Here is a 24,607-nt window from a genome sequence, read left to right as displayed (position 1 = left end):
ACATCACGACCGCCGGGCCTAGTTTCCACGCAAGGAGAATCCCATGCCGAGCACGTCGATCGATCACGCCTTTTCAGCCACCAGCCTGACGTCGGCGGCCAGCGATCCGACTTTTGCGGGCGCGCTCTCCTTCATGCGCCGGCGTTTCACCAAATCGCTAGAGGGCGTCGACGCCGTCGTCTGGGGCATTCCCTTCGATGCGGCCACATCCAATCGCCCTGGAACACGTTTCGGGCCGCAGGCGATCCGTCGCGCGTCGGCAATCTTCGACAATGATCCGCAATATCCTTTCCATCGCGACCTCTTCGCCGAAATGGCCGTCATCGATTACGGCGATTGCCTGCTCGACTACGGCAACCACCAGGAGACGCCGGCGGAGATCGAGCGGCAAGCGAACGCTATCCTCGATAGCGGCGCATTTTTGCTGACGCTCGGCGGCGACCATTTCGTCACCTGGCCGTTGCTGAAGGCGCATGCGGCCAAACATGGCCCCTTGGCGCTGGTGCAATTCGACGCGCATCAGGACACGTGGTTTGACGACGGCAAACGCATCGACCACGGCTCCTTCGTCGCACGCGCTGCCCGTGACGGCTTGATCGATGCCGACCGGTCCATCCAGATCGGCATCCGCACGCATGCGCCGGAGGATTATGGCATTCGGGTTCTCTACGGCCATGAAGCCGAGGATATGAGCGCGGCCGATATCGCGTCGGCGATCATCTCCCATACCAAAGGCGCGCCCGTCTACTTGACCTTCGATATAGACTGCCTCGATCCGGCCTATGCGCCCGGCACGGGCACACCGGTCGCTGGCGGTCCGTCGAGTGCGAAAATCCTCTCGGTACTGCAGCGCCTGCGTCAGCTCGACATCAGGGGCGCCGATGTCGTCGAAGTCTCCCCTGCCTATGACCATGCCGACATCACTGCCATTGCCGGAGCAACGGTGGCGATGTATATGCTCGGTCTCCACGCCGAAAGGCGTGCGATCAGCCGCTGACCGCGACTGTTATCATTCTGAATCAACTCCATGGCAAACTGAGTCCGGAAACACTCTGAACCTATTGAAAGAGCAGGATTAAAATGGCACCGAAAATCTTCATCGATGGCGAACACGGAACCACGGGCTTGCAGATCCGCACGCGCATGGCCGACCGCCGCGATGTCGAGCTTCTGTCCATTCCGGAAGCCGAGCGGCGCAATGCCGCGATGCGCGAAGACATGCTGAACAGCGCCGATATCGCCATCCTCTGCCTGCCCGACGATGCGTCGAAGGAAGCGGTGAAGATGGTTTCGGCCAACAACAATGTCCGCGTCATCGACACCTCCACCGCCCATCGTGTCAATCCCGGCTGGGCCTACGGCTTTGCCGAAATGGACAAGGATCAGGGCGACAAGATCAAGGCCGCCCGTTTCGTCGCCAACCCCGGCTGCTATCCGACCGGCGCCATCGGCCTCATCCGGCCGCTGCGTGCTGCCGGCATCCTGCCCGACGGCTATCCCGTCACCATCAATGCCGTTTCCGGCTATACCGGCGGCGGCAAGCAGATGATCGCGCAGATGGAAAATGCCGATCATCCCGATGCGATCACCGCACCGCACTTCCTCTATGGCCTGCCGCTGACCCACAAGCATGTGCCGGAGATGACGACGCATGGCCTGCTTGACCGCGCGCCGATCTTCTCGCCGTCGGTCGGCAAGTTCCCGCAGGGCATGATCGTGCAGGTGCCGTTGCATCTCGACGATCTCGCTGAAGGCGCGACGCTGGAAAGCATCTATGCTGCGCTGGCCGCCCATTATGCCGGTCAGGATATCGTGCAGGTCATCTCGCTGGCGGAGAGCCGCGCGTTGCCGCGCGTCAACGCCATCGAACTGGCCGGCCAGGATACGATGAAGCTGTTCGTATTCGGCACGCCAGGCACCACACAGGTCAACCTCGTCGCCCTGCTCGACAACCTCGGCAAGGGTGCTTCGGGAGCTGCGGTCCAGAACATGGACCTGATGCTGAGCGCCTGAACTTCCCACCCTAATCAACATCCAAAATTAAGAGAGCCCCAGCCAATCACCTCATGCAGGTCGATCGGCTGGGCTCGATCTATTCCAGACTGAAGTCACCTTCGGTGCGCCTGCCATTTGGAATCATCCCGGGTCACTGACGGCAACGATTTGCAATGCGCAGCGATGTCGATCCGGCCGATCGTTGGCTTTCTGATATATTTGAAAGAACTTTATTAGCCTCTCGCCACAAATCAGCCCCGATCACCTGTTCGGGCTTTCGCCGCCGCAATAGTCGCGGTCATGGCAACAGACAATTCCAAGATCGGGTCGGCGTAAAGGAATTGGTTACCATAATTCGGCATGCTTTCCGACAGTCGGCAATGTCACGACCGGACGCAGGTTTTGTGTCCCGGCGTAGGCACTTTTGTGAGCCGGCATGGTGCGTATGTAGTTTGGATAACGAGTATCATGGCGTTTGCGACCGAGACGTTCGGTAACTTCAATTCCCGTTCCGGGTATGCTCTGCGCCGGAAAAAATCCCGAGGGATCAGTCCGGGTACGGCCATCACCGGCGTCGCGGTGGTGGTGTTCGCATGGGTGGCCGCCACACTGATGACCACGCAATCGATGGTTCTGTCTCTACCCGGTGCCGATGTTTCATCAGAGACTTCGCTGACGCCGAGAGCATCCGCCTTCATCGTGCCACAGGGGAACATCCCACATGCGGCGCGCCTTGCCAGTCAGACCGTGCCCATGGGCGGAAGAATACGGGTAGGAGGTATGTCCGCCGACGAGAAGCGAGAAGCCATCGCACACTCCAAAGCGATCCTGGCGCGCGCACTGATCAAGCAGCAATTGGCGAGCGCGCTATCGCAGCAGGCCTCAGATCTCGCACGGGCTCAAACCGCGTCGGCCGTTGCCAAGAACGACGCACCGACCTCGCCAGAAACGGTCGCGCATCTGCGCGATGCCGAGGTTGCGCTGGGCAAACCCGCAATCCAGGCCGTAGGGCCAAATACGGCTGCTCTGGGTCATCCGGGCAAGGACGGTCTGCCGGTCGCAGCGCCCGCAAGCGATGCACCGCCCACCGAGATGGCGTCGGCCGCCGGAACGATCGACCGCGCGGTTGCGGAGAGCCTCGCGACGACGGCTTCCAGCGATCTTGCATCGCAGCCTTTCAACATCATCCCGATGCCACGTCCGGACCTGATGCCCGCCACAGATGGCGCATCATCGGACGCCGGAACCATCGATCTTGCGGAAGCGGAAGACATGTCGGCTGTCGAGGACTTACCTTCCGTCGTGCCGCTGCCGCGCCCGGCCCATGTTGTTGCAAGGGCCACCGCTTCGGACGCTGCCGACGAAGCTGACACGTCGCCGACGCAAGAGTTGGCCTATGCCAAGCCGGAAGAAGAGGTGAAGCGGTCGCGGCCGTTCCTCAACCCGTTCGCCGCCCTTACCCCGCGGGGCGGCACCGCCATCTACGATATTTCGGCCGGAACCGTCTACCTGCCGAGCGGCGAACGCCTCGAAGCGCATTCCGGCCTCGGCCACATGCGCGACAATCCTCGCTATGTCGACCGCAAAAACACCGGCCCGACGCCGCCTGAAACGTATAACCTGACCTATAGGGAAAGCCTGTTCCATGGCGTGCAGGCGCTGCGCCTGACGCCCGCAAACGGCGCCCGCGTCTATGGCCGCGTCGGCTTGCTGGCTCACACGTACATGCTCAGAAGCGGCCGTGGCGAATCAAATGGCTGCGTGGTCTTCAAGGATTACAGCCGCTTCCTGGCTGCCTTTAAGCGCGGTGAAATCAAGCGTATACAAGTGGTGGCGCGTCTGTCGTCGGCGTCCAGCAATATTGCGTCGCGCTGAGTTTGCGAAATGGGAGCGAGGCGATTATCCGCCTCAGTTCCTCACAGCGATGACTGTCTGATGCGGATATTCGCCATAGAAACCGCGCCAATTGGCGATGGCAAAGCCGAAGACGATGAGGGCGCCGGCCTGATGAGCCAAAGCCAGGTGTAGCGGCACCTGCAGGAGCAGCGTCGAAATGCCGAGGATCGCCTGGATCAACACTAGAACGAACAGCACGACCGAACGGCGGGCATGCGTCGTCTGCGCCGCAGCACGCAGCGAGATGATCATGTTGATGGCAACCACGGTGAAAAGCGCATAGGCGCCGAGACGGTGGACATATTGCACCATCTTCGGGTTTTCGAAGAAATTGATCCAGCCCGGAGATTGCGCGAACAGCCCGCCCGGCACCACAGCGCCATCCATCAGCGGCCAGGTATTATAGGAGAGACCGGCGTCGAGGCCGGCAACCAGCGCGCCGAGATAGATCTGGAATAGCGCCATGAAGGTGATGAGGCCGGCAAGCTTTGCCGAATAACGCGTCGGCGCCGGGTCGTTGGAATGCGGCGACAGCGCGCGCATGAACCACATGCAGGCGGCAAAGATCAGGCAAGCGGTAACGAGATGAGTGGCGAGGCGATACTGGCTGACGTCGGTGCGCGCTTCGAGGCCGGACGAGACCATCCACCAGCCAATCGCCCCCTGCAGGCCGCCGAGCACGAAAATACCACCGAGCGGCAGCCATAGCTTGCGCTCAACGCGGCCGGTCAGAACGAAGAACAGCAACGGCAGGCCGAAGATGACACCCATGGCGCGGGCGAGCAGCCGATGGGCCCATTCCCACCAGAAGATGCCTTTGAACTCATCGACCGTCATATCCTTGTTCAACTGCTCGAACTGCGGGATGCGTTTATAGAGGTCGAATTCCTCCTGCCATTCCTGCGCATTGAGCGGCGGGATGACACCATGGATCGGCTGCCATTCGGTGATCGACAGGCCAGAATTGGTCAGACGCGTCGCTCCGCCGACGAGCACCAGGGCAAAGAGCGCCAGAAGCACACAGGCAAGCCAGATGCGGATAGCGCGGCGATTGCGGTCCTGCCGGGCCACTTCGTTCAAAACGGCCTGTTCCGACGTGAAATTAGCGACAACCATGGGATCTCCCTTCAATCCGGCTGTTGATTTGCCTGATAGGGGCGTGCAAAACAAGTCCCGAGACTTTGCGGCATGCCGTCGCGGCACGCCGTCGAGAGAGGAGAGACCAACCTTGCCCCTTCGCCTGCGCAAATTCATCGGCATGATCCTGCTCGTTCTGCTGGTCGTCATCTATGCGATCGTGGCGATGATCGTGGCGGTGCGCACGCTTGGCGACCAACCCGGCTGGGTGCATTTCCTCTATTTCCTCTTCAGCGGCATCATCTGGGTGCTGCCGGCGATGGGCATCATCAAATGGATGGCCGGGCCTCGTCCGCAATAGGCGCCGCCTTATTCAAGCGATTTCGGATTTACTTAGGGATAACCGTGATCAACGGGAAACTTGTCTGATCATCTCGCCTTAAACCAAAAATAAGTCGCCTGCGCTGAAGACTGCGTGCAAATGCCGTCCGATTGGAGACGCCCAAATGCAGGCGCAGAAGGTGCAAACGCAGAAGCTCGATATTGCAGCCATGCCTGTTGCGGCTGCGGCAGGCGACGGCATGCGCCTCGACATCTTCGACAGCATGGCACCGCTGGAGGCCGAATGGCGGGCGCTGGAACAAGACGATCTTGCCTCGCTACATCAGAGCTACGATTGGTGCGCCGCCTGGGTCGAGACCTTTCGATATCCGCTGGCAATCATCCGCGGCTCTTTCAACGGCCGCACCGCCTTTATCCTGCCGCTCGAAATTATCCGCAGCCAGGGCATCCGCCGTGCCGAATTCATCGGCGCGCGTCACAGCAACATCAATACCGGCCTGTTCTCCGGCGAATTTCTGGAAACAGCGGAGAATGGCCTGTCGGCAGTGCAGCAGGCAGAGATTGTGCAGGCATTGCGGGGCAAGGCCGACCTGATGGTTCTGCGTAATGTGCCGCTGGAATGGCGAGGTCGCAAAAGCCCCCTCGCCTCGATGCCCGCTGTCGAGAATCAGAATCATGCCTTTCAAATGCCGTTCCTCGGCACCTTCGAAGCGTCGCTGAAGCAGGTGAATGCCAAACGGCGGCGCAAGAAATTCAAACATCAGACCCGCATTCTCAATGAAAAAGGCGGCTACGAATATGTGATCGCGGCTCCTGATGAGCGGGATGCCCTGCTCGATCTGTTCTTTCGACAGAAAGCGGTGCGCTTCGAAGCGGCGGGCCTGCCGGATGTGTTTCAGGATCTGCCGACCCAAACAGTGCTGCACAGGCTGCTGGCGCTTGGCAGCGAGGAGCGATCCTATGCTGCGCTGGAGATGCATGCGCTGCGGCTGAAGGGCGAGCATGAGGGGCATATCCCTGCGGTCGCCGCTCTGTCACGCAAGGGCGATCATGTCATCTGCCAGTTTGCCTCGATCGACGAGACGCTGGTTGCCGAGGCGAGCCCTGGCGAACTGCTGTTCTGGCTGATGATCGAGCGGTTTCACCGCGAAGGTGTCAGCCTCTTCGATTTTGGCATCGGCGACCAGATCTACAAGCGCTCCTGGTGCCCGACGGAAACGACACAGCACGACCTGATCCTGCCGGTTTCGGGGATCGGCCATGCGGCGGCTTTCGCGCAACGGGGAGTGACGCGCGCCAAGGCGGCCATCAAGGCCAATCCGCAGCTCTATGGATTCATCCAGCGGCTGCGAGCGCGGCAAGGCGGCAGAGACGCCCCTGCGGCGGAGGCTGAGAAGGACTGATCAGGCCGCGTGCTGGCGCGCGTCAGGGCCATGTTCCTGACGCCAGCCGGACATCAGGATGATGTGCTCATAGCCGGCCTTCTGGAATTCCGTCATTGCCGTCATGAATTGGTTCTCGTCCGGCTCCGGCATGGAGAGGATGATTTCGGTATCCTTGCTGCGCGTCAGCCGGGCGACGCCCGAGACGTCCGCGGCGCCACACTCGACCAAGACGATATCATAGGCCGAGCCGAGTGCATCGAGGATGAGGGACAGGCGGTCGGCGCCGCGCATGGCCCGCCCGAGATCGCTGGTGCCCTGCGGCACGAGATGGGCATCGGAAAGACGGTCGGGATGAATGGTATCGGCAAAGGCGGCCTCGCCGCAAAGCAGATCGGTTACTCCGGAAAGGCCGGCAGTTTCGGCCATCAGACGCGACGGGCAGCCCGTTCCGGTCATATCGACCAGCACGATGCGGCGTCCGGCATCCGATATGGTGCGGGCCAGCATCACGGTCGCCGTGGATCCGTTGTCGCCAGTCGGTGATATGGCGATGGCGAGGCGGGAGTCGCGTTCGATCAGATAATCGGCAACCGACTGGATGGAAAAATCCTCTTCATCCTCCACCTCGTCGATGGTCTCCTGTGGCCGATGACCAAGATCGACCGCTGCTTCCATCTCCCGCGCCAGTGCCTCGTCGGCAACGACGGAGAGCATGCTGGCGGGCACGTCTCCTCGACGGGATGCGGGAACGACTTTGGCGGGGACGCCGTCGATTACGGTTTCCGCAAGAGCGGCAGGTTCCTTCCGGGCCACGACTTCGGGCTCGACCGGGCCAACCGGACGCAACGCACGGCCGCTGAAGAGTTCGGCCAGCATGATGACGATTGAGGTCAGAATGAAGGTTGCAAGCGTCGCGACGACGACGATCGGACCGATCTTCGGGAAATAGGGATCGACCGGTTCGACGGCCTGGGAGACCACGCGGGCATCCGCCGGGCTCGAATTCTTGTCGACGCGGGAAGCGGCTTCGCGGTAGCGGGCGAGATAGGTTTCCAGCAATTGCCGCTCAGCGGTCGCTTCGCGTTCCAGTGCGTTGAGGCCGACTTCATCTTCCCCTGCCCTGGCGCTATCAGCCTTCAACGTGTTCGACTGGCCGACGAGCTGCTGCTCGCGCAGTTGCGCCACCTTGGCTTCATTCTCGATGCTGGCAAGGATCTTCTTAGTTTCACGGTCGATCTGCTGGCGGATGTCGGCGAGCTGAGCGCGCAGGCTCCTCAGCCGCGGGTGGCCATCCATCAGCGTCGTGGAGAGATCAGAAATCTGCGATTCCAGATTGGACTCTGTCGCCTTCAGCCGCTGGATCGTCTGCGAGCCCGAAACATCGGCGAGCGTATCGGTGGAACGGCCGGTGGCCAGTGCGCTGCGAACGGCCTGGGCCCGTGCCTCGGCATTGGCCCTCTCGCCGCGCACCTGCGCCAGTTGGCCGGAAATGTCGGCAAGCTGCTGCGTCGCGAAGGTATTGTTATCGCTGGTTTGCAAGAGACCGTTGGCGGAGCGATAGTCGGCGACCTTCTTCTCGGCTTCGTTGACCTTGTTGCGCAGATTGGCGATCTCGGGCTCCAGCCAGCGGGTCGCCTCGGTATTGGAATCAAGCTTGGCACCGCTTTGCATCGACAGGTAGACCTGCGCCATAGCGTTCGGAACGCTGGCCGCCAAATCCGGAGCGCGGGAGGTGAAGCTGATACCAATGACGCGCGAGCTGTTGATCTGATAGACCTGAAGCTTACTGGTGAAGGCGTCGAGCATCCGCTCTTCCGGCGCCTTGTCGAGCGGGCTCTTTTTCAGGTGCAACATGACAAGAATGTCGGAAAACGCCGAGCTCTTGGTGGCGGCATCGAACTCCGGGCGCTCGTAGAGCTTCAGGTTGGTAATCACCTGCTTGATGAGATCGGCCGATTGCAAGATCTGCACCTGGCTGGCGATGTTGAGTTCATCGAGCAGCGGACCGGAGCTGGCATCATTGTTCTGCGTCGTGGTCGCAAAGGCCGGCGCACGCTGTTCGATCAGAATGCGCGTTTCGCTGCGATATTCCGGCGAGACGATCTTGGCAACGGCAAATGCCAGACAAGCGCCGACCAGAGTGATGGCGATGACGCGTACCCGGCGCTGCCAAACGGCGCGAAAAAGCTGCGCTAGGTCAATATCGACATCCTGCTGGCTGCTGTTGACGCCGGGCATACACAAGAACTCCGTAATATAAAGCCGATTGAAGTGTAAACGACTATGGTAACCCAAGCGTTAATTGTATTTTTCATGTATTATTTTCGAGTTACCTAATAAAGAATGTAGAATTTTTCTTGCCCTTTACCGACCGTTAACCCTAACGGATCGATAACGGCGCTAGTGATTTTCCTCTCCTGAGAGCGCGAAATGCCCTTCGCAACGCCAAAGATTGTCCTGGCACTCGGCATGGCTGCCGTGAGCGCTGCGCTCAGTGGCTGCAATACCTATCAGCCGGCGCCGAAAGCCTTCAGTGAAGCAACGATTCAGCCTTATACGCTTGACAGCGGCGACCGCCTGCGCGTCACCGTGTTCGACCAGGAAGGCTTGACGAATACCTATACAGTCGATCAGGCCGGTTATATCGCCTTCCCGCTGATCGGCCAGGTCCCTGCCCGCGGCCGTACGCTGCAGCAGCTTTCCGGCCAGATCGCGCAGAAACTTCGCCAGGGCTATATCCGCGATCCCGATGTCACCATCGACATCGATCGCTATCGCTCCGTCTATATCATGGGTGAAGTCGGCCAGCCCGGTCAGTATTCCTACGTGCCCGGCATGACGATACAGAATGCCATCGCTGTTGCCGGCGGCTTTACCAGCCGCGCGAACCAGTCAAATGCCGACGTTACCCGCAAGATCAATGGTCATGTCATGACCGGACGGGTCGGCATCTCCGATCCGGTGCTGGCAGGCGACACGATCTACGTCCGCGAACGGCTATTCTGACCGCCCCGATCATGGCTAGACCGCTCCGCATCCTTCATTGCTTCAGATCTCCGGTCGGCGGGATATTCCGCCATGTCCGCGATCTGGCGGAGGAACAGAGCAAGGCGGGACATGCGGTCGGCATTCTCTGCGACAGCCTTACCGGCGGGGCGCATGAGGACCGGCTGTTCGACGATGTCAGACCTTTCCTGTCGCTCGGCGTGACGCGCCTGCCGATCCGGCGCCAGATTAGCCTGTCGGACGCCACGACGCTCTGGGACAGCTACAACAAAGTCAAAAGTTTGCGGCCGGATGTGCTGCATGGGCATGGCGCCAAGGGCGGCCTGCTTGCGCGCATCATCGGCTCAGCCTTGCGGGTGAACAGGTATCGCGTTGCCCGCCTTTATACTGCGCATGGAGGCAGCTTGCATTTCTCGCGCGCCTCGCCCCAAGGCATGCTGGTGCACAGCTTGGAGCGGATGCTGGAGTTTCTGACCGACGGACTGATCTTCATCTGCGAATTCGAGCGCCGAAGTTACGAAAGCAAGATCGGCAAGCCGCGGACGCGCACCGCAATGATCTACAACGGCATCAGTGGGCGCGATTTCCGGAACATACCCACACGATCTGACTCTGTGCATTTCGTCTATATCGGCATGCTGCGGGACCTGAAGGGTCCCGATCTGTTTGTGGAAGCCTTCGCCAAGACCGAACGGCGGATCGGCCGGCCTTTGTCCGCATTGATGATCGGCGACGGACCGGACAAGGACAAATACCGTACTATGATGATACAGCGTGGCCTTGGTCACCGCATCGGCATGCTGCCCGCCATGCGCGTGCATGAGGCCTTCGCCATGTCGCAGAATGTCGTCGTTCCCTCACGCGCCGAAGCCATGCCCTATATCGTGCTGGAGGCTCTCGCTGCCGAGAAGACGGTGATCGCCTCGCGCGTCGGCGGCATTGCCGAAGCGCTTGGCGAGCAAAGCCCTGCGCTTGCCGAAGCAGGCGATGCCGACGATCTCTCCCGTGTCATGGCGGCGGCAATCAGCGAGCCGCAATGGCGTCAGCACACCATGCCGAAAATCGAGACGATCCGGTCGGCATTTTCGGCGTCCGTCATGGCGAAGGAAACTATAGACCTATATTATGATATACTTGAATTGGGCGGCAAACATTAGAATACAATCAAGTGTTGTAAACGTTTATTAGCTCATATCTGTTAGGCCATCTCCGGTAACGACCGGATGAATTGCCATGAACCATATTGAAGAGTCCTCGCAATTTAACTTGGACAATATTCGCAAGCAGGTCTCGGAAATTCGCACTCGCGGCACTGAGGAACAGAGCGGCGATCATCAGGCCGGCGACATCAACGCCTATGCCCGCCAGATCGCCGAACAATTTCGCGAGAGCAATCAGACGCCGGCCATCATCATCGGGCAATACCGGCTTTTCGAATTCCTGTCGTTGCTTGCCGTGGGGCTGGCGGTTCTCTTCTTCCAGACCACGCCCGGCGCCCATCCCTTCCTGTCGCAGGCGGCGGTGACGATCGCGCTTTGCGGTCTCGCCATCGTCTTCCTGCAGGTGGCCGACGCCTATCAGATCCCGATACTGCGCGCGCCGCATCGTTTCCCGCAGCGTATCCTGGTGTCATGGGTGGCCGCGTTTGCTGTGATGGTTCTTGCCCTCCTGCCCTTCGACGTCAACCATATCTATTCGATCCGCGCTCTCGGGATCTGGCTTGCCGCCGGCACAATCTTCCTCGTCGCCGCACGTGCCGTGTTCGCCTATGGCATCCGCAACTGGGCCCGCAACGGTCTCATGGAGCGGCGCGCCGTCATCGTTGGCGGCGGTGAACCGGCCAAGGAGTTGATCCGCGCGCTGGAGCATCAGTCTGACAACGATATCCGCATCTGCGGCATCTTCGATGATCGCGGCGAGAAACGTTCGCCGGTGATGGTCGCCGGTTACCCGAAACTCGGCACTGTCGCCGAGCTGGTGGAATTCGCCCGGCTAACGCGCATCGACATGCTGATCATCGCGCTGCCGATCAGCGCCGAGGATCGCATTCTGCAGCTTCTCAGGAAGCTTTGGGTGCTGCCCGTCGACATTCGCCTGGCAGCGCATGCCAATAAGTTGCGCTTCCGCCCGCGCTCTTATTCCCATGTCGGCGCGGTGCCGATGCTCGATATCTTCAACAAGCCGATCCGTGATTGGGACGGCGTCGCCAAGCGCATTTTCGATGTCTTCTTCAGCCTGCTCGCGCTCTGCCTGCTCTGGCCGATCATGCTCGGAGCCGCAATTGCCGTGAAGGCGACATCGAAGGGACCGGTCTTCTTCATGCAGAAGCGCCACGGCTTCAACAACGAGATCATCAACGTCTTCAAGTTCCGCTCGATGTACACCAACATGAGCGACCCGACGGCCCGCATTGCCGTGACGAAGAACGATCCCCGGGTGACACCGGTCGGACGTTTCATCCGCAAGACCTCGATCGACGAATTGCCGCAGCTCTTCAACGTGCTGCTCGGCAATCTGTCGCTCGTCGGCCCGCGCCCGCATGCCGTATTGGCGGCGAGCCACAATCGCATTTATGCCGATGTGGTCGAAGGCTATTTCGCCCGCCATCGCGTCAAGCCCGGCGTCACGGGCTGGGCACAGATCAACGGCTGGCGCGGCGAGATCGACAGCGATGACAAGATCAAGTTCCGCACGGCTTACGATCTCTACTATATCGAGAACTGGTCGCTGTATTTCGATCTGAAAATCCTGTGGCTGACTCCCTTCCGCCTCCTCAACACGGAAAACGCCTATTGACCGCGATCGATCTCCCCTATCGGCGCGTCGACCGACCTCAGCTCGCAGCATTGCGGCTGGTCCGCACGGCTTGCGTTGCTTTCGGGGTCTTTCTATCGGGCTTCGTCATCGCCGAACCGGCGCCCTATGAGCTATGGGTCGCCTTTCTCATCGGCACCTGGTTCATCCTTGGGCTGAAGATCTCACGCAATGTCGCGCCGCTTCTGGCGCTGTTCCTGACGTTCAACGTCGGCGGCATGCTGTCGCTGACGCAGATGCGCGACCTCGGGGCAAACTCCCATCTCGACGGACCGATCTATGTGGCCGTTTCCACCTTCCTGGCGCTGAGCTCGGTCTTCTATGCCGCGATTATCGAAGACAGCGAAAAGCGGTTGAAGCTAATCTTCAACACCTGGGTAGTCGCCGCGCTGATTACGGCAAGCCTCGGCATTCTCGGCTATTTCCACGCCTTTCCAGGCGCTGAAATCTTCACCCGCTATGACCGCGCCATGGGCGTATTCCAGGACCCCAATGTCTTCGGTCCCTACCTGGTGACACCGAGCATCTATCTCATGCACGGCATCCTGATCGGCGACCTGAAGAAGGCGCCGATCAAGGCGCTCTGCCTGTTCGTGCTGGCCTTCGGCATCTTTCTCTCCTTCTCTCGCGCCGCATGGGGCTTGTTCTCCTTCGCGTCGGCGATGCTGATCTTTTGCATGCTGCTGCAGCACCGCAGCAATGCCTTCCGGCTGCGCATTCTGGTGATGTCTTTGGCGGCAATCATTTTCATGGTCCTGCTCCTGGTCGTCGCGCTGCAGTTCCATCAGGTGAGCGACCTGTTCTCGACGCGCACCCAGCTCGTGCAGGATTATGATGGCGGTCATCTCGGTCGTTTCGAGCGCCATCGCATCGGATTCATGCTGTCGATGGAAAGGCCGCTCGGCATCGGCCCGCTCGTCTTTTCCACCCTGTTTCGCGAGGACGAGCACAATATCTGGCTGAAGACGCTGACCACCTATGGCTGGCTCGGCTTCTTCTGCTGGGTCAGCATGATCTGCTGGACCATCTATATCGGCTTCCGCAACTTTTTGAAGGACCGGCCCTGGCAGCCCTACTTGACGATCGCCTGGATCGTCATTCTCGGCCATGTCGGCATCGGCAATGTCATCGACACCGATCATTGGCGCCATCTCTACATGCTGATCGGCATCGTCTGGGGCTGCGGGGCACTCGAGCAACAGTATCAGCGTAGCTTGGCCCGAAGGGAAGCAGCATCGTGAACATGAATGTCGGCATCAAACGCCTGTCGCTGCTGCAAGTTCTCGAACCAAGCGGCGGCGGTTCCGGGCGGCACTTCCTCGATCTCTGCCGCGCCATGCAGCGCCGCGGCCATTCGGTGACGGCGATCTATTCGCCTTTGCGCGCCGAAGCAGCTTTCGTCGCCGAATTGGAGGGGATGGGCCTCGACAGCGTCATCTCTCTTGCCATGCGGCGCGCGCCGGGACCTTGGGATATCACCGCTTGGTGGCAAATTCGGAAAATCGTCGCACAGCACGGGCCGTTTCATCTCATTCATGGCCACAGCTCCAAGGCCGGAGCGCTGACGCGGCTGAGATTACCAGGCCCGCATATCCCGGTGCTTTACACCCCGCACGCCTTCCGCACCATGGACCCGACACTCGGAAGCCGGGGCCGGATGATCTATGGCGGCATCGAGAGGCTGCTTGGTAACTGGCTGTCCGACCGCCTGATCTGCGTGTCCCGCGATGAATATAATCATGCGCTGTCGATCGGTATTCCGGAGGGGCGGCTGCGGATCGTCGTCAACGGCGTCAGCGCCCCGCCATCCGGTCAGCGCGCCGCCATCCGTGCGCGTTATGGAATACCGCAGGACGCCCTGCTCTTCGGTTTCGTCGGCCGGCTGACGCCGCAGAAAGCGCCGGAGCGGCTGGTCGAAGCTTTTGCCCGCGTCGCCAAAGACTTACCACAGGCGCGCCTGCTGATGATTGGCATCGGCGAACTGGCCGAGACCGTCGGCAGCATGATCAAGGCCGCCGGCCTCGAAGATCGCGCCCATCTCGATAGCTCTATTCCCGGCGCCACCGCGGTCGACGCCTTCGATGTCGTCGTCATGCCGAGCCGCTACGAGGCCATGTCCTATGTCATGCTGGAAGCTGCCGCCGGCGGCAAGCCGCTGCTGCTGACCGATGTCGGCGGCGCACGCACCGTGATCGAGCCCGGCAAGAACGGCTATATCGTCGCCAACAGCGACGACCCCGCAGAACTGGCCGCGGCGATGATGCGCTTTGCCGATCCCAAATTGCTGCGCAGCTTCACCACCGAGGCCCGGCGACGCAAGGACGGCTATACGCTCGCCGGCATGGCGGATGCGACGGAGGCAATCTACTTCGAATTGCTCGGCCATCGCGTCCCTAACTTCCTGAGAACGCCGGAAAAAGTGGCGCTGCGCAGCGCGTCCTGAAGCAAGCGACGGGAATGCAACCACATCTCAAATTTGCGCATGATCCGATCCGAAAATCGGTTCCGATTTTCAGATTTATGCGCTAAATTTCAGTCATGACCACATCAGCGCAACTACGCGGCGCACGCGCCATGCTCGGACTGACAATAGAAACGCTTGCCGTCGAGAGCAAATTGTCCGTAACGACGATTGAAACGCTGGAAGAGGACGTCAGTTCGGGGGATGCCAAGGCGTTGGTCGCCTTGCGTACCGCCCTCGAAGCCCGCGGCATATCGTTCATCGCCAGCGGGAGCGACGAAGCCGGCGGCGCCGGCATCCGCTTCAAGCATTGGGCGGAAGATGGCGGCATCCGGCCGGAAAACCTGAACGCCACCAACGACGATTGAGGCTTACGCCAGGCCCCAGTTCCGAACCAGTTGCTCTGGCGCGGAGAGAGCAGCGCGCAAGATGAAGCGTTCGGTATCGTTGGCCGGCTCCCTGCCCTCGGCGATGGGACCAATCGGCAAGCCATGGCCGAAATCGTTCAAAGTCACCAGTTCCAGCACGATATCGCCATAGTCGTTACGCCATTCGCGCCGCTCGCCGCCTTCGAACAGGCGCAACCGGCCCTTGGTCTGCGGCCGCCCATGCACGGCCAGCCACTGCGCCACCGACGCTTCGGCATTGCCGAACGAAACGACGCCGTCATCGGTCCCATGCCAGATGGAGACCGCCGGAAAACGGGTGGCATCCGGCGAGGCTTCGCGGACGAGTTCGGCCCATTTTTCGGCCGGGCGCGCGGCGGCTCTCTTCATCACATCCAGCGCAGACATGGCATCGCGGGCGGCACCGAAAGGTAAGCCGCCGATGACGGCGCCGGCAGCAAACAGCTCCGGATAGGTGGCGAGCAGCGCCGACGCCATGGCGCCGCCGGCCGACAGGCCCATGACGAAGATCTTGCTGTCGTCGATATCATGCAGCCGGCGGCTGAAATCGATCATCTCGCGGATCGAACCCAGCTCGCCGCGATCGCGCGTCACCAGGCTCGGGCGGAACCAATTGAAACAGAGATTGGCATTGTTGGCCGGCTTCTGCCCGGCATAAAGCACGGCGAAACCGTGCTGGCGCGCCAGGGCCGTCCAGCCGCTGGCGCGATCGAAATCCTCGGCATTCTGGTGACAGCCATGTAAGACGACGACCAGCGGCATCGGACCTTGGACACCTGCCGGCACATATTCCAGCATGCGCAGATCGCCAGGGTTGCGCCCAAACCACAGGACCTCCGTCAGACGCTGCGGCACTAGCTGCGTGGAGACGCGCCGGCGTGCCGGCTGCGATCGCGGCCGCGTCACGGGGAATTTGAGCTGTGGCAGCTCAACGGAATCAACGAGCAAACGGCGAAGCCGGCTCGGAACTTTGAAATTCATCATGGACCTTTCAAATTATCCGCGCCCACCGTAGTTGATTTCATTTGGCGGGCGGGCCGCACATCGACCCCGCGGGGCAACGAGATCGAGTAATCGACTCTCCTTGTGCGATGCAGCAAATATAAGGCAGCGACGCAGGTTCGAGCAGGCACAATGCGTCATTGCTGCTATGTGAAATCGGCTTAAAGCGATCAGATGATTGAAGAAAAAAGCGTCAGAGATAGGCTTTCGCAAGCGCAAGAAGCTTTGCATGTTCTTTCACGCCCTGGCGATAGAGCTGAATCATCAGGGCACCCAGGCGTTCGCCCTCCTGGCTGCGGGGACTAATGCCGCGATCCATGCAGACGGCATCCAACACCTTTTCCAAACGATCCAGATCGTCGGAAAACAGGGGTAGATCCTGCGGGTGAATGGAGGTTTCTAACATGGCGCCGCCTCGTCCGTCGGGCCGCACGCAAATACGGTCGCCGGTGCCCGTTTGTTTAACCGACGATACAGAAAGTGACTATGCGCCCTGCCCGGAGGCTTGGCAAGCAAGGTTTTGTGGGAACGGCTCTTTATCTCGAAGCACTCTGACTCCGAGGAATATGCTCGCAATTCTCACAAGACTACAATTTTAAGTTACGCCATCACCAAGCCTTCACCGATGCCTGACATAAAGGACAAGAAACGGAGGCTTCCTGATGAACAAACGTCTGATCTCGGCGACACTTTGCATGCTTCTGCTCGGCGCCGCGGCGCCGGCCTCTTCGCAGTCCCTTTCGGCGTTGCCGCTGCGCAACCCGCGCCAGGTTCCCGATGGCTATATCTCCGTGCAATCCGGGATATCGCTTTCCGTCCCGATCACGGATGGCAGCGATGAAAAACAGCAGCAGGATGCGATCAAATCCTTCTATCGCATCGCCGCCAGCAACTGCACCGTGCTGCTCGATACTATTGCCGACGATTGCCAGATCAACGCGCTTTCCAGCAACACCGATGTCACCAATATGGACGGTCGCGGGCCGAAGCTGACAGTGCGCGGCCAGATCACGATGGCTGTCAAGCTGAAGCCTACCGCCGGCGCCGCGAAGTGAATAAAGGTTCCGCTTAGGCATCCGGCAGCAGGGAAGCCAACGGATCGGTAAGAAATCTTGGCGATAATTTCCTCGCAATTGAGGAATGAAGCCATGGCAAAAACGAAACGACGCACGCGGCGCAAGCCGCAAGCTAAAGCGGGCAATTCGATGTGGCTGTGGGGCACGGTCGGTCTGGCCGCCATAGCAGGCATTTTCGCCTATGAGCATCGCCGGGATATGCCTTCGTTGCAGGGCTATGCCGGCGCCGCCGCCGTTCGGCACGTGCCGCAGGACGCGCCGTTGCCGACGGCCAAGCCGAAGCCCAAAATGGTTGCCGTCGTTCCCGAACACCCGACCTCGGCGCTGCCGGTCCCGCCAAACGTTATTCCCGTTGCCGTGCCGGCGGATCGGACGCTGGCCGCTGCCCCGCCTGAAGCCGCCGGACGATTCGGCCTGTGCGGCGGCGAAACCGGCATCAACTGCGTCGTCGACGGCAACACCTTCTGGCAGAATGGAATCAAAATCCGCCTGGCGGATATCGATGTCCCTGACATCGAGCCCTCGCATTGCGCCGGCGAGCGGCAAAAAGCCACCGCCGCGAAGCTGCGACTGCAAGCCCTTCTCAACCGCGACACCTTCGTGCTCTCCGCCAGCGGGCGGGGTGACGATCAACAGGGTAGCAAATTCCGCATCGCCATGCGGGCCGGCCGATCCATCGGCGATCAAATGGTTGCGGAAGGACTGGCCCGCCGCTGGACGGGGCAGACAACATCGTGGTGCAGCTAAATCAATGAAAATTTGATTGGGAGTTCAAGGAGATAAATGGTCGGGGCGACTGGACTCGAACCAGCGACCCCTTGACCCCCAGTCAAGTGCGCTACCGGGCTGCGCTACGCCCCGACCTGCCGAAAAGGCTTGATTGCATTAGTCTGTCGGGCATGGCAGCGCAAGAGGTAAAATCGCACGTCGGGATAAAAACGGCATCAAGAGCGAGAAAAATTCTCGCTCTGCCGATCACCTGCATACGCGCCGAGGCCCGTGGCTAGGTTGGTATGTGTTGTCCGAGACGCGGTAGGACGGGTAGCGGTCGGCGCAGGCTTGCGCATGGCTGTCGTAGTAGCCTTCCGTGCGCTGCCTGTTGAAAAGCGTGCCGGTCACGAAGGATTTGAACAACACACCGCTGTCGGAATCATCCTCATAGTAACCGTCGAAGCCATGGTACTTATGGCCGCCGCGCCAATGGTTATGGCTGTGGCCATGCCCATGGTCGTGGACCTGAATGATATCGGATTGCTCCGGCACCGAGAGCGTGGGCATGGTGATGGCGCCGGCGGGCACAGCGGCGCTTGCTGCCAATAACAGACCAAAACCCAAGGCCGCTGCCGATCTTTTGATCGTACGCATGTGCAACTCCTTCGAATTCCAGCAGCAGCAAGCTCAACTTCGTAAGAGCCTTGCCGCCGACCACTCCGGCATTAGCTTTATATAGTGGCTTTGAACCAAGCTCACAGATGCCTTGCCGTCTTCCAGGCGGATTTTTCATTGAATAAGAAGTGATTAGAAAGTTACGGCGATGAAGCTCCTGATTGCCTTGCTGCTGTGCGGACCTTTGCTTGCCGCATGCACGACGACCAACCAATCCCTGCAGCCGATTCCCGGCAGCATCACCTATGGCGGCCAGCCGCATTTGAAGCTGACGCTATCGCCTCCGGGCACCCGATTGCCGCACCATTTCGTCAATCAGTGGGGCCAGGATGTCTATGAAACTTACATCATCCAGCCCGATCGCAGCCTGAAGCTCGTGAGTAGGGAAGAGATAACCCGGCCGTTCTAGCAGCGGCGGCACCCATCAACAAAAAACTCCGCCGGCGCAACACCGGCAGAGTTTTCATTTTTCGGCGAGATGATAGCCGTGGTGGTAGTGATTGTCGCTGACCGCAGCGCCGACGAGGACGTCGCCCGCTTTCGGTCGAAGATCGCTTCCGCTTAGAAATTCCGTTCGAAACGGAGGATGCCGGCGACCGTATCATCACTGATGAAGTCATAGTGCATGTAGGTCAATTCCGGCTCGATGAGCAGATCCTTGACCGGATTGAACTTGACGTTGGTGGTGGCCTCGAAAATCTTCGACTCGGTGTAGGCAAGCTGCAGGTTCCACTTCAGCTTTTCGTTGATGGGCACGCCCACACCGCCCCATACGGCCCAGTCACCCCAGCCGCACTTTGCCCCGTGAACGACACCATCTGACGTCGTGCAGGCCGATTCATCCTGATAGGAGCCGGCATACTGGTTGAGCTTGTCACCATCCGTATTCCAACCGCCCATCAGGAATGCTTCCACGCCGCCGAACTTGGCATCGATGCGGGCCTTGATGGCACCCTCCTCGACGATTGAGTCATAACCACCGACGATTTTGAAGCCGAGGTTGCCGGTCGTGTAGCCCAAACCTGCAACAACGTCCGGCAAATAATGATCGGCCTTGGAGGTTACCCAAGCACCGCCATAGCTATCGGAATCCGATGTCGAGTTGCTGTCTTCCAGCGAAATGACGCCGGTGAAGCCGTTGCCGGCGTCATAGTTGTACGTCAACTGGTTGAGCTCATAGGGGCCGTCATAGATCGCATCGTCGTTGATGACGTCGCCGGCGTAACCGGCATAGAGGTTATACTGCGAATCGAGCTTGCCGACGGTGAAGCCGCCAAGGCTGATATTGGCAAACAGCAGCTTCGACGCGGTATCGCCTCCATCGTTCCATTCCCATCGCAGGATAAGATTTGTCTTCAGAGGACCGTATTCCGTGTCCGTCGCCGTATCGACCTTGAGCTCCGCGCGGTCATGCCAGAGCGTGCCGACCCTGCTGTTCGGATTATAGGCATCGTACCATTGGCCTTCCGTACGAACTTTGCCGCCGATCTTGAGGCAGGTTTCCGTGCCTGGAATGAAGAAATAGCCGGTGCCGTAGGCGTCGCAAATGCGCACATATTCCAGCGGCTCGGGTTCTGCCGCGACAACGGCGTCTGCCGCATGGGCACCGCTCACCGATGCCAATGCGGCGGCGGAGCCGAGAAGAAGGCTCTTGATGTTCATGGTGTCTCCATTCGAATATCCACCAGGATGGCTTTGCGGCGGGTGGTATCGGGCCGTGCCATAACCTGATTTAAGTCCCCTCATCTCGAGGGCGAAGCAACGAAGCTTCATCGCCGAAGCTGGACCCGGTATCGGGAGCTTGCAAGTTAATAAGCAGAGCAAACCAATCGTCACATTAATGTCGAATTCCATACGTGACAAAAATAACACTTACATTTGCTCAGTCGTCTGGCAAATGCTCGACATCCACATCTAAGAACTGACCCGGTTCAGCCAGCACGTATTTTAGCTGTATTGAATGACAGCAATAAATAATTACAATCCGCCGGTCGGGATTACCATCGTCTGCTGCAACCGGAACGGTGCAGATGACCAGATCAGCGGGAAAAGCCCATGTTTCTCAGAGTGCTCAGCATATCTCTCCTCACTGTCGGCATGGTCACGACAGCTATGGCAGCGTCAAGCGGTCATGGAGCTGGCGGCGATCGCGGTGGCTGGGGCGACAGTCCGGGCGCGGACGACCCTGGCAATTATCGCAACACCATTGTCGGTGATCGCGACACGAGCGACACGGTGGAGAAGGACCCGAACGCATGCTGGACGCTCCCTCGCTCCGCCGATGGAAAATCCATCGTTGCGCCGAGCCAGGCTAATCCCACTGTTCCACGCAGGTGCAACTGACCTCTGAAAATCATAACAGAAACTCAAACGTTGCAGGTTGTCAGCTTTTCCGGCGCGACCTCTGTCTTACCGCACCTGATCGAGCAAGCGCTTGCATTCCAGCAGGTCATAAAGCGTTTCCTGCAGCAGCGCCCGATCTTCCTTGCCGACGCTCGACTTGCCGATGGAAACATCGGGAGCTTCGTCTTCACCGCTGACGAAGTTGAAGAAGCGACGGCTGATCGGCGCCTTGGGACGGCCGACGATTTGGTCGTCGTCCGGAGAGCCGACGCGCGGCTCGGCTACGACCGGCTCCTGCGCAGTGGCCAGCGCCTCGACGCTCGCAAGATCGCCATGGCCGACGGCGATGACGAATTTGTTGCCATTGGTCTTCAGAAGCTTCTGAACGCCCTTGATCGTATAGCCGTGGTCATAGAGCAGATGACGGATGCCGTTCAGCAGATCGACGTCTTCCGGGCGATAGTAGCGCCGGCCGCCGCCGCGCTTCATTGGCTTGATTTGCGGGAAACGGGTCTCCCAGAAACGCAGGACATGCTGCGGCAGATCAAGGTCTTCCGCGACTTCGCTGATCGTGCGAAATGCATCCGGGCTCTTGTCCATCGTCATACCCCCACAGCATGGTTCCGGCGCCAGTCAGGCCGGATCATGCGAAACCCGATATCCGCACCGCGCCTTATCGCGATACGACTCATCATATTTCAACGGTTTGCCGGGAGAAATTCAAGTCGCCTCTTCAGCTCTTTCACAAGCAAGCCGAAAAATAACCGCGAACAGTCTGGAAAACTGCGTGCCAGAGCACATGCCCCGGCACAGCCAATATCTGTTTTGATGGATCAGGAAACGGGATTTGCCGGCCGGACTTTCGCCTTGCGGCTGGCATGGGCCTTCAGGATACGCGTCTTAAGGACGTTGGACGCCTTGAACGTCATCACACGGCGCGGAGAGATGGGCACCTCTTCGCCGGTCTTCGGGTTTCGACCAATGCGTTCGTTCTTGTCGCGCACCTGAAACGTCGCGAAGGAGGAGAGTTTTACCGTCTCGCCACGCACGATGGCGTTGCAAATTTCATCAATCACCGTTTCGACCAGTTCCGCCGACTCAGTCCGGGAGAGGCCAACTTTCCGGAATACCGACTCCGCCAAGTCCGCGCGCGTCACTGTCTTGCCCGTCATAGTTCCCCGCCCATATTGCTACGTAATTTTATCTAAGCTGCAAGAGACTATTGCCCTTGCACCAAACGGTCAAGCTCTTGTTAGGAATCGGATTTTAGAGACGCGGCCTACCAGCGCAGCAGGACGGCGCCCCAGGTAAAACCGCCCCCCATGGCTTCCAGCATCACCAGATCGCCCTTCTTGATCCGGCCGTCGCCTGCCGCTACGGCAAGCGCAAGCGGGATCGACGCCGCTGACGTATTGCCATGGAGATCCACGGTAACCACAACCTTCTCGGGAGCAATTCCGAGCTTCTTGGCTGAGCCGTCGATGATGCGGCGGTTTGCCTGATGCGGCACCAGCCAGTCGAGATCGTCCGCTGTCACTTCCGCCGCTTCGAAGGTGGCCTGGATGACATCGGTGATCATGCCGACGGCATGTTTGAACACTTCCCGGCCTGCCATATGCAGCACGCCAACCGTTCCTGTCGAGGAAGGGCCGCCATCGACGTAGAGCTTGTCCTTGTGGGCACCGTCTGAACGCAGGCTCGCTGTCAGCACGCCACGATCAGTGCTGACGCCGGTCCCCTCGCCTGCTTCGAGGATCAGCGCGCCGGCACCGTCGCCGAAGAGGACGCAGGTCGTGCGGTCCGTCCAGTCGAGAATGCGGGAGAATGTTTCGGCGCCGATGACGAGCACGCGCTTGGCAACGCCGCCACGAATATAGGCGTCGGCGGTCGTCACCGCATAGACGAAGCCCGAACAGACAGCCTGGACATCGAAGGCAAAGCCATGATGCATGCCGAGGCGGTTCTGGATGTTCACCGCGGTGGCGGGAAAGGTGTTATCCGGCGTCGAGGTGGCGACAATGATCAGGTCGAGATCGTCGGCCGTCAGGCCGGCATTGGCAAGGGCTGCCCGCGCCGCCTGCTCACCGAGCGAGGCGGTGGTTTCGCCTTCGCCGGCAATGTAACGCTGGCGGATGCCGGTGCGCTGGATAATCCAATCATCGCTGGTGTCGACGACTTGCTCCATCTCGCGATTGGTCATGACGCGCTTGGGGAGCGCCGAGCCAAATCCGCGAACAACTGAACGGATCATTCTTGTTATACCCCGTCGCTCATGCCGCTTCCGGTCCGATCGGCGGCTGCCGTTTGGCATGATATTTTTTCAGATCGTTTTCTATCTTTTGGGTGAGGCCATTCTTGGCCATGTCATAGCCGACATCGATGGCCGCCGCAAAAGCCTCGGCATTGGCGCCGCCATGGCTCTTGATGACGATACCGTTGAGGCCGAGGAAGACGCCGCCATTGACCTTGCTCGGATCGAGCTTCTCGCGCAGCAGGTCGAAGGCGCCCTTGGCAAAGATATAGCCGATGCGGGCCAGCAGCGTGCGCGTCATGGCCGCGCGCAGATAAGCGCCGATCTGCTTTGCCGTGCCCTCGGCCGCCTTCAATGCGATATTGCCGGAGAAACCCTCCGTCACCACCACATCGACGGTGCCCTTGCCGATATCGTCGCCCTCGACGAAGCCGAAATATTCGAGCGATTCGAGATTGGCTTCGCGGATCAGGCGGCCGGCTTCCTTGACGTCTTCCTGGCCCTTGATTTCTTCAACGCCGACATTCAGCAGGCCGATGGTCGGTCGCTCGATCTCAAAGAGCGCGCGCGCCATGGCGCCACCCATCAAGGCGAAATCCAGCAATTGCTGCGAATCGGCGCCGATGGTCGCGCCGACATCGAGCACGATGCTTTCGCCCCGCAGCGTCGGCCAGATTGCGGCGATCGCGGGACGTTCGATGTTGGCCATCGTGCGCAGGCAGAATTTTGCCATAGCCATCAGCGCACCGGTATTGCCGGCGGAAACGACGACATCGGCGTCGCCGACCTTCACTGCCTCGATCGAGCGCCACATGCTGGAAATATAGCGGCCGCGGCGCAGGGCCTGGCTCGGCTTTTCATCCATGCTGATGGCGACATCGCATTCATGAAAGACGGATTTTTCCCGAAGTTTCGGATATTTGCCGAGGACCGCTTCGCAACGATCCTTCTGGCCATACATGACGAACGTAATGTCGGGATGCCTATCCAGCGCCTTGGCCGCGCCAGGAATGACAACCTCAGGGCCGAAGTCGCCACCCATTAGGTCAAGAGAAATTCTGATCACGCGTCCCTAGTCCTTTTTGTCCGCCGGGCCCGGCGAATTTGGCGTCAAAATACCGGTTTCTCCTCGCGTTACAACTGAATTGTGTTCAATTGCCAGAGGG

General features: G+C 59.9%; 25 protein-coding genes and 1 tRNA gene. 15 read left to right on the top strand and 11 right to left on the bottom strand.

Annotated elements, in window-relative coordinates:
* Nucleotides 1–43 precede the first annotated feature (43 nt).
* The 3 genes from speB to N2601_RS04610 all read left to right on the top strand — a co-directional run bounded on the left by speB (nucleotide 44) and on the right by N2601_RS04610 (nucleotide 3,870).
* A complete protein-coding gene (gene speB / locus N2601_RS04620) occupies nucleotides 44–997 on the top strand; it encodes an agmatinase (protein ID WP_260303806.1) in 954 nt (317 codons plus the stop codon).
* A gap of 83 nt (nucleotides 998–1,080) precedes the next feature.
* Entirely contained in the window at nucleotides 1,081–2,013 is a 933-nt protein-coding gene (gene argC / locus N2601_RS04615; protein ID WP_260303805.1) for an N-acetyl-gamma-glutamyl-phosphate reductase, read from the top strand.
* Between the two features lie 450 nt (nucleotides 2,014–2,463).
* The gene (locus N2601_RS04610) at nucleotides 2,464–3,870 is read left to right on the top strand and encodes a tlde1 domain-containing protein (protein ID WP_260303804.1); all 1,407 of its coding nucleotides are present in this window, start codon (nucleotides 2,464–2,466) and stop codon (nucleotides 3,868–3,870) included.
* A 33-nt stretch (nucleotides 3,871–3,903) separates the two neighbouring features.
* Here N2601_RS04610 and N2601_RS04605 read toward each other — a convergent pair whose 3' ends face one another.
* Complete coding sequence (locus tag N2601_RS04605) at nucleotides 3,904–5,007, bottom strand: COX15/CtaA family protein (protein WP_260303803.1); 1,104 nt, start codon at nucleotides 5,005–5,007, stop codon at nucleotides 3,904–3,906.
* Nucleotides 5,008–5,119: 112 nt separating this feature from the next.
* Here N2601_RS04605 and N2601_RS04600 point away from each other — a divergent pair, with 112 nt between their 5' ends.
* A complete protein-coding gene (locus tag N2601_RS04600) occupies nucleotides 5,120–5,329 on the top strand; it encodes a DUF2842 domain-containing protein (RefSeq protein WP_028755205.1) in 210 nt (69 codons plus the stop codon).
* A gap of 160 nt (nucleotides 5,330–5,489) precedes the next feature.
* Entirely contained in the window at nucleotides 5,490–6,713 is a 1,224-nt protein-coding gene (locus N2601_RS04595) for a GNAT family N-acetyltransferase (RefSeq protein WP_445945002.1), read from the top strand.
* On the opposite strand, the gene N2601_RS04590 is transcribed toward N2601_RS04595, so the two are convergent.
* Nucleotides 6,714–8,933 (bottom strand): GumC family protein, encoded by a 2,220-nt coding sequence (locus N2601_RS04590; RefSeq protein WP_260303801.1) that lies wholly within the window; start codon nucleotides 8,931–8,933, stop codon nucleotides 6,714–6,716.
* A gap of 192 nt (nucleotides 8,934–9,125) precedes the next feature.
* Here N2601_RS04590 and N2601_RS04585 point away from each other — a divergent pair, with 192 nt between their 5' ends.
* The 6 genes from N2601_RS04585 to N2601_RS04560 all read left to right on the top strand — a co-directional run bounded on the left by N2601_RS04585 (nucleotide 9,126) and on the right by N2601_RS04560 (nucleotide 15,344).
* Nucleotides 9,126–9,701 (top strand): polysaccharide biosynthesis/export family protein, encoded by a 576-nt coding sequence (locus tag N2601_RS04585; protein ID WP_104822644.1) that lies wholly within the window; start codon nucleotides 9,126–9,128, stop codon nucleotides 9,699–9,701.
* 11 nt (nucleotides 9,702–9,712) lie between these two features.
* The gene (locus N2601_RS04580; RefSeq protein WP_104822643.1) at nucleotides 9,713–10,858 is read left to right on the top strand and encodes a glycosyltransferase family 4 protein; all 1,146 of its coding nucleotides are present in this window, start codon (nucleotides 9,713–9,715) and stop codon (nucleotides 10,856–10,858) included.
* Nucleotides 10,859–10,934: 76 nt separating this feature from the next.
* A complete protein-coding gene (locus N2601_RS04575) occupies nucleotides 10,935–12,497 on the top strand; it encodes an undecaprenyl-phosphate glucose phosphotransferase (RefSeq protein ID WP_104822642.1) in 1,563 nt (520 codons plus the stop codon).
* The gene (locus N2601_RS04570; protein WP_104822641.1) at nucleotides 12,494–13,756 is read left to right on the top strand and encodes an O-antigen ligase family protein; all 1,263 of its coding nucleotides are present in this window, start codon (nucleotides 12,494–12,496) and stop codon (nucleotides 13,754–13,756) included. The genes N2601_RS04575 and N2601_RS04570 overlap by 4 nt, the downstream gene beginning before the upstream one ends.
* Before the next feature lie 2 nt (nucleotides 13,757–13,758).
* Nucleotides 13,759–14,958 carry a glycosyltransferase gene (locus N2601_RS04565; protein WP_104822640.1) on the top strand — a complete coding sequence of 400 codons (1,200 nt, stop codon included), beginning with the start codon at nucleotides 13,759–13,761 and terminating at the stop codon, nucleotides 14,956–14,958.
* Between the two features lie 95 nt (nucleotides 14,959–15,053).
* On the top strand, nucleotides 15,054–15,344 hold the full coding sequence (locus N2601_RS04560) for a helix-turn-helix domain-containing protein (RefSeq protein ID WP_104822639.1): 291 nt from the start codon (nucleotides 15,054–15,056) through the stop codon (nucleotides 15,342–15,344).
* A 3-nt stretch (nucleotides 15,345–15,347) separates the two neighbouring features.
* On the opposite strand, the gene N2601_RS04555 is transcribed toward N2601_RS04560, so the two are convergent.
* Both N2601_RS04555 and N2601_RS04550 read right to left on the bottom strand, forming a co-directional pair.
* A complete protein-coding gene (locus N2601_RS04555; RefSeq protein WP_245463939.1) occupies nucleotides 15,348–16,367 on the bottom strand; it encodes an extracellular catalytic domain type 1 short-chain-length polyhydroxyalkanoate depolymerase in 1,020 nt (339 codons plus the stop codon).
* A gap of 211 nt (nucleotides 16,368–16,578) precedes the next feature.
* On the bottom strand, nucleotides 16,579–16,791 hold the full coding sequence (locus N2601_RS04550; protein ID WP_260303796.1) for a hypothetical protein: 213 nt from the start codon (nucleotides 16,789–16,791) through the stop codon (nucleotides 16,579–16,581).
* 256 nt (nucleotides 16,792–17,047) lie between these two features.
* Here N2601_RS04550 and N2601_RS04545 point away from each other — a divergent pair, with 256 nt between their 5' ends.
* Together N2601_RS04545 and N2601_RS04540 are read left to right on the top strand one after the other, a co-directional pair.
* Nucleotides 17,048–17,440, top strand: coding sequence for a hypothetical protein (locus tag N2601_RS04545; protein WP_104822637.1), 393 nt, complete (start codon nucleotides 17,048–17,050; stop codon nucleotides 17,438–17,440).
* Between the two features lie 93 nt (nucleotides 17,441–17,533).
* Nucleotides 17,534–18,208 (top strand): thermonuclease family protein, encoded by a 675-nt coding sequence (locus N2601_RS04540; protein ID WP_104822636.1) that lies wholly within the window; start codon nucleotides 17,534–17,536, stop codon nucleotides 18,206–18,208.
* 37 nt (nucleotides 18,209–18,245) lie between these two features.
* Here N2601_RS04540 and N2601_RS04535 read toward each other — a convergent pair.
* Both N2601_RS04535 and N2601_RS04530 read right to left on the bottom strand, forming a co-directional pair.
* A tRNA-Pro gene (locus tag N2601_RS04535) sits at nucleotides 18,246–18,322 on the bottom strand.
* A gap of 114 nt (nucleotides 18,323–18,436) precedes the next feature.
* Nucleotides 18,437–18,826 carry a BA14K family protein gene (locus tag N2601_RS04530; protein WP_104822635.1) on the bottom strand — a complete coding sequence of 130 codons (390 nt, stop codon included), beginning with the start codon at nucleotides 18,824–18,826 and terminating at the stop codon, nucleotides 18,437–18,439.
* A gap of 169 nt (nucleotides 18,827–18,995) precedes the next feature.
* Here N2601_RS04530 and N2601_RS04525 point away from each other — a divergent pair, with 169 nt between their 5' ends.
* Nucleotides 18,996–19,256, top strand: a complete 261-nt coding sequence (locus tag N2601_RS04525) for a hypothetical protein (RefSeq protein ID WP_104822634.1) — start codon at nucleotides 18,996–18,998, stop codon at nucleotides 19,254–19,256.
* A 152-nt stretch (nucleotides 19,257–19,408) separates the two neighbouring features.
* Here N2601_RS04525 and N2601_RS04520 read toward each other — a convergent pair whose 3' ends face one another.
* Nucleotides 19,409–20,509 (bottom strand): porin, encoded by a 1,101-nt coding sequence (locus tag N2601_RS04520; protein WP_104822633.1) that lies wholly within the window; start codon nucleotides 20,507–20,509, stop codon nucleotides 19,409–19,411.
* Nucleotides 20,510–20,902: 393 nt separating this feature from the next.
* On the opposite strand from N2601_RS04520, the gene N2601_RS04515 reads away from it, so the two are divergent.
* Nucleotides 20,903–21,190, top strand: coding sequence for a hypothetical protein (locus N2601_RS04515; RefSeq protein WP_104822632.1), 288 nt, complete (start codon nucleotides 20,903–20,905; stop codon nucleotides 21,188–21,190).
* 66 nt (nucleotides 21,191–21,256) lie between these two features.
* Here the strand turns inward: N2601_RS04515 and N2601_RS04510 are convergent, their stop codons facing one another.
* The 4 genes from N2601_RS04510 to plsX all read right to left on the bottom strand — a co-directional run bounded on the left by N2601_RS04510 (nucleotide 21,257) and on the right by plsX (nucleotide 24,507).
* Nucleotides 21,257–21,796, bottom strand: a complete 540-nt coding sequence (locus N2601_RS04510) for a MerR family transcriptional regulator (RefSeq protein ID WP_104822631.1) — start codon at nucleotides 21,794–21,796, stop codon at nucleotides 21,257–21,259.
* A gap of 227 nt (nucleotides 21,797–22,023) precedes the next feature.
* Nucleotides 22,024–22,362, bottom strand: coding sequence for an integration host factor subunit alpha (locus tag N2601_RS04505; protein WP_104822630.1), 339 nt, complete (start codon nucleotides 22,360–22,362; stop codon nucleotides 22,024–22,026).
* 107 nt (nucleotides 22,363–22,469) lie between these two features.
* Nucleotides 22,470–23,441 (bottom strand): beta-ketoacyl-ACP synthase III, encoded by a 972-nt coding sequence (locus N2601_RS04500; RefSeq protein WP_104822629.1) that lies wholly within the window; start codon nucleotides 23,439–23,441, stop codon nucleotides 22,470–22,472.
* Nucleotides 23,442–23,460: 19 nt separating this feature from the next.
* A complete protein-coding gene (gene plsX, locus N2601_RS04495; RefSeq protein ID WP_104822628.1) occupies nucleotides 23,461–24,507 on the bottom strand; it encodes a phosphate acyltransferase PlsX in 1,047 nt (348 codons plus the stop codon).
* Nucleotides 24,508–24,607 lie beyond the last annotated feature (100 nt).

Source organism: Rhizobium sp. CB3060, assembly GCF_025200735.1.
Classification (GTDB): Bacteria; Pseudomonadota; Alphaproteobacteria; order Rhizobiales; family Rhizobiaceae; genus Rhizobium.
This window is presented reverse-complemented; position numbering and strand designations above follow the sequence as displayed.

What these genes read in the sequence shown, in the direction of transcription:
- argC (WP_260303805.1), top strand. Translation starts at nt 1,081, where the DNA reads ATGGCACCGAAAATCTTCATCGATGGCGAACACGGAACCACGGGCTTG.
- N2601_RS04590 (WP_260303801.1), bottom strand. Translation starts at nt 8,933, where the DNA reads ATGCCCGGCGTCAACAGCAGCCAGCAGGATGTCGATATTGACCTAGCG.
- N2601_RS04550 (WP_260303796.1), bottom strand. Translation starts at nt 16,791, where the DNA reads ATGTTAGAAACCTCCATTCACCCGCAGGATCTACCCCTGTTTTCCGAC.
- N2601_RS04560 (WP_104822639.1), top strand. Translation starts at nt 15,054, where the DNA reads ATGACCACATCAGCGCAACTACGCGGCGCACGCGCCATGCTCGGACTG.
- N2601_RS04515 (WP_104822632.1), top strand. Translation starts at nt 20,903, where the DNA reads ATGTTTCTCAGAGTGCTCAGCATATCTCTCCTCACTGTCGGCATGGTC.
- N2601_RS04585 (WP_104822644.1), top strand. Translation starts at nt 9,126, where the DNA reads ATGCCCTTCGCAACGCCAAAGATTGTCCTGGCACTCGGCATGGCTGCC.
- N2601_RS04605 (WP_260303803.1), bottom strand. Translation starts at nt 5,007, where the DNA reads ATGGTTGTCGCTAATTTCACGTCGGAACAGGCCGTTTTGAACGAAGTG.
- speB (WP_260303806.1), top strand. Translation starts at nt 44, where the DNA reads ATGCCGAGCACGTCGATCGATCACGCCTTTTCAGCCACCAGCCTGACG.
- N2601_RS04530 (WP_104822635.1), bottom strand. Translation starts at nt 18,826, where the DNA reads ATGCGTACGATCAAAAGATCGGCAGCGGCCTTGGGTTTTGGTCTGTTA.
- N2601_RS04520 (WP_104822633.1), bottom strand. Translation starts at nt 20,509, where the DNA reads ATGAACATCAAGAGCCTTCTTCTCGGCTCCGCCGCCGCATTGGCATCG.
- N2601_RS04575 (WP_104822642.1), top strand. Translation starts at nt 10,935, where the DNA reads ATGAACCATATTGAAGAGTCCTCGCAATTTAACTTGGACAATATTCGC.
- N2601_RS04540 (WP_104822636.1), top strand. Translation starts at nt 17,534, where the DNA reads ATGGCAAAAACGAAACGACGCACGCGGCGCAAGCCGCAAGCTAAAGCG.
- N2601_RS04505 (WP_104822630.1), bottom strand. Translation starts at nt 22,362, where the DNA reads ATGACGGGCAAGACAGTGACGCGCGCGGACTTGGCGGAGTCGGTATTC.
- N2601_RS04565 (WP_104822640.1), top strand. Translation starts at nt 13,759, where the DNA reads ATGAATGTCGGCATCAAACGCCTGTCGCTGCTGCAAGTTCTCGAACCA.
- N2601_RS04500 (WP_104822629.1), bottom strand. Translation starts at nt 23,441, where the DNA reads ATGATCCGTTCAGTTGTTCGCGGATTTGGCTCGGCGCTCCCCAAGCGC.
- N2601_RS04545 (WP_104822637.1), top strand. Translation starts at nt 17,048, where the DNA reads ATGAACAAACGTCTGATCTCGGCGACACTTTGCATGCTTCTGCTCGGC.
- N2601_RS04580 (WP_104822643.1), top strand. Translation starts at nt 9,713, where the DNA reads ATGGCTAGACCGCTCCGCATCCTTCATTGCTTCAGATCTCCGGTCGGC.
- N2601_RS04555 (WP_245463939.1), bottom strand. Translation starts at nt 16,367, where the DNA reads ATGATGAATTTCAAAGTTCCGAGCCGGCTTCGCCGTTTGCTCGTTGAT.
- N2601_RS04525 (WP_104822634.1), top strand. Translation starts at nt 18,996, where the DNA reads ATGAAGCTCCTGATTGCCTTGCTGCTGTGCGGACCTTTGCTTGCCGCA.
- N2601_RS04610 (WP_260303804.1), top strand. Translation starts at nt 2,464, where the DNA reads ATGGCGTTTGCGACCGAGACGTTCGGTAACTTCAATTCCCGTTCCGGG.
- N2601_RS04510 (WP_104822631.1), bottom strand. Translation starts at nt 21,796, where the DNA reads ATGACGATGGACAAGAGCCCGGATGCATTTCGCACGATCAGCGAAGTC.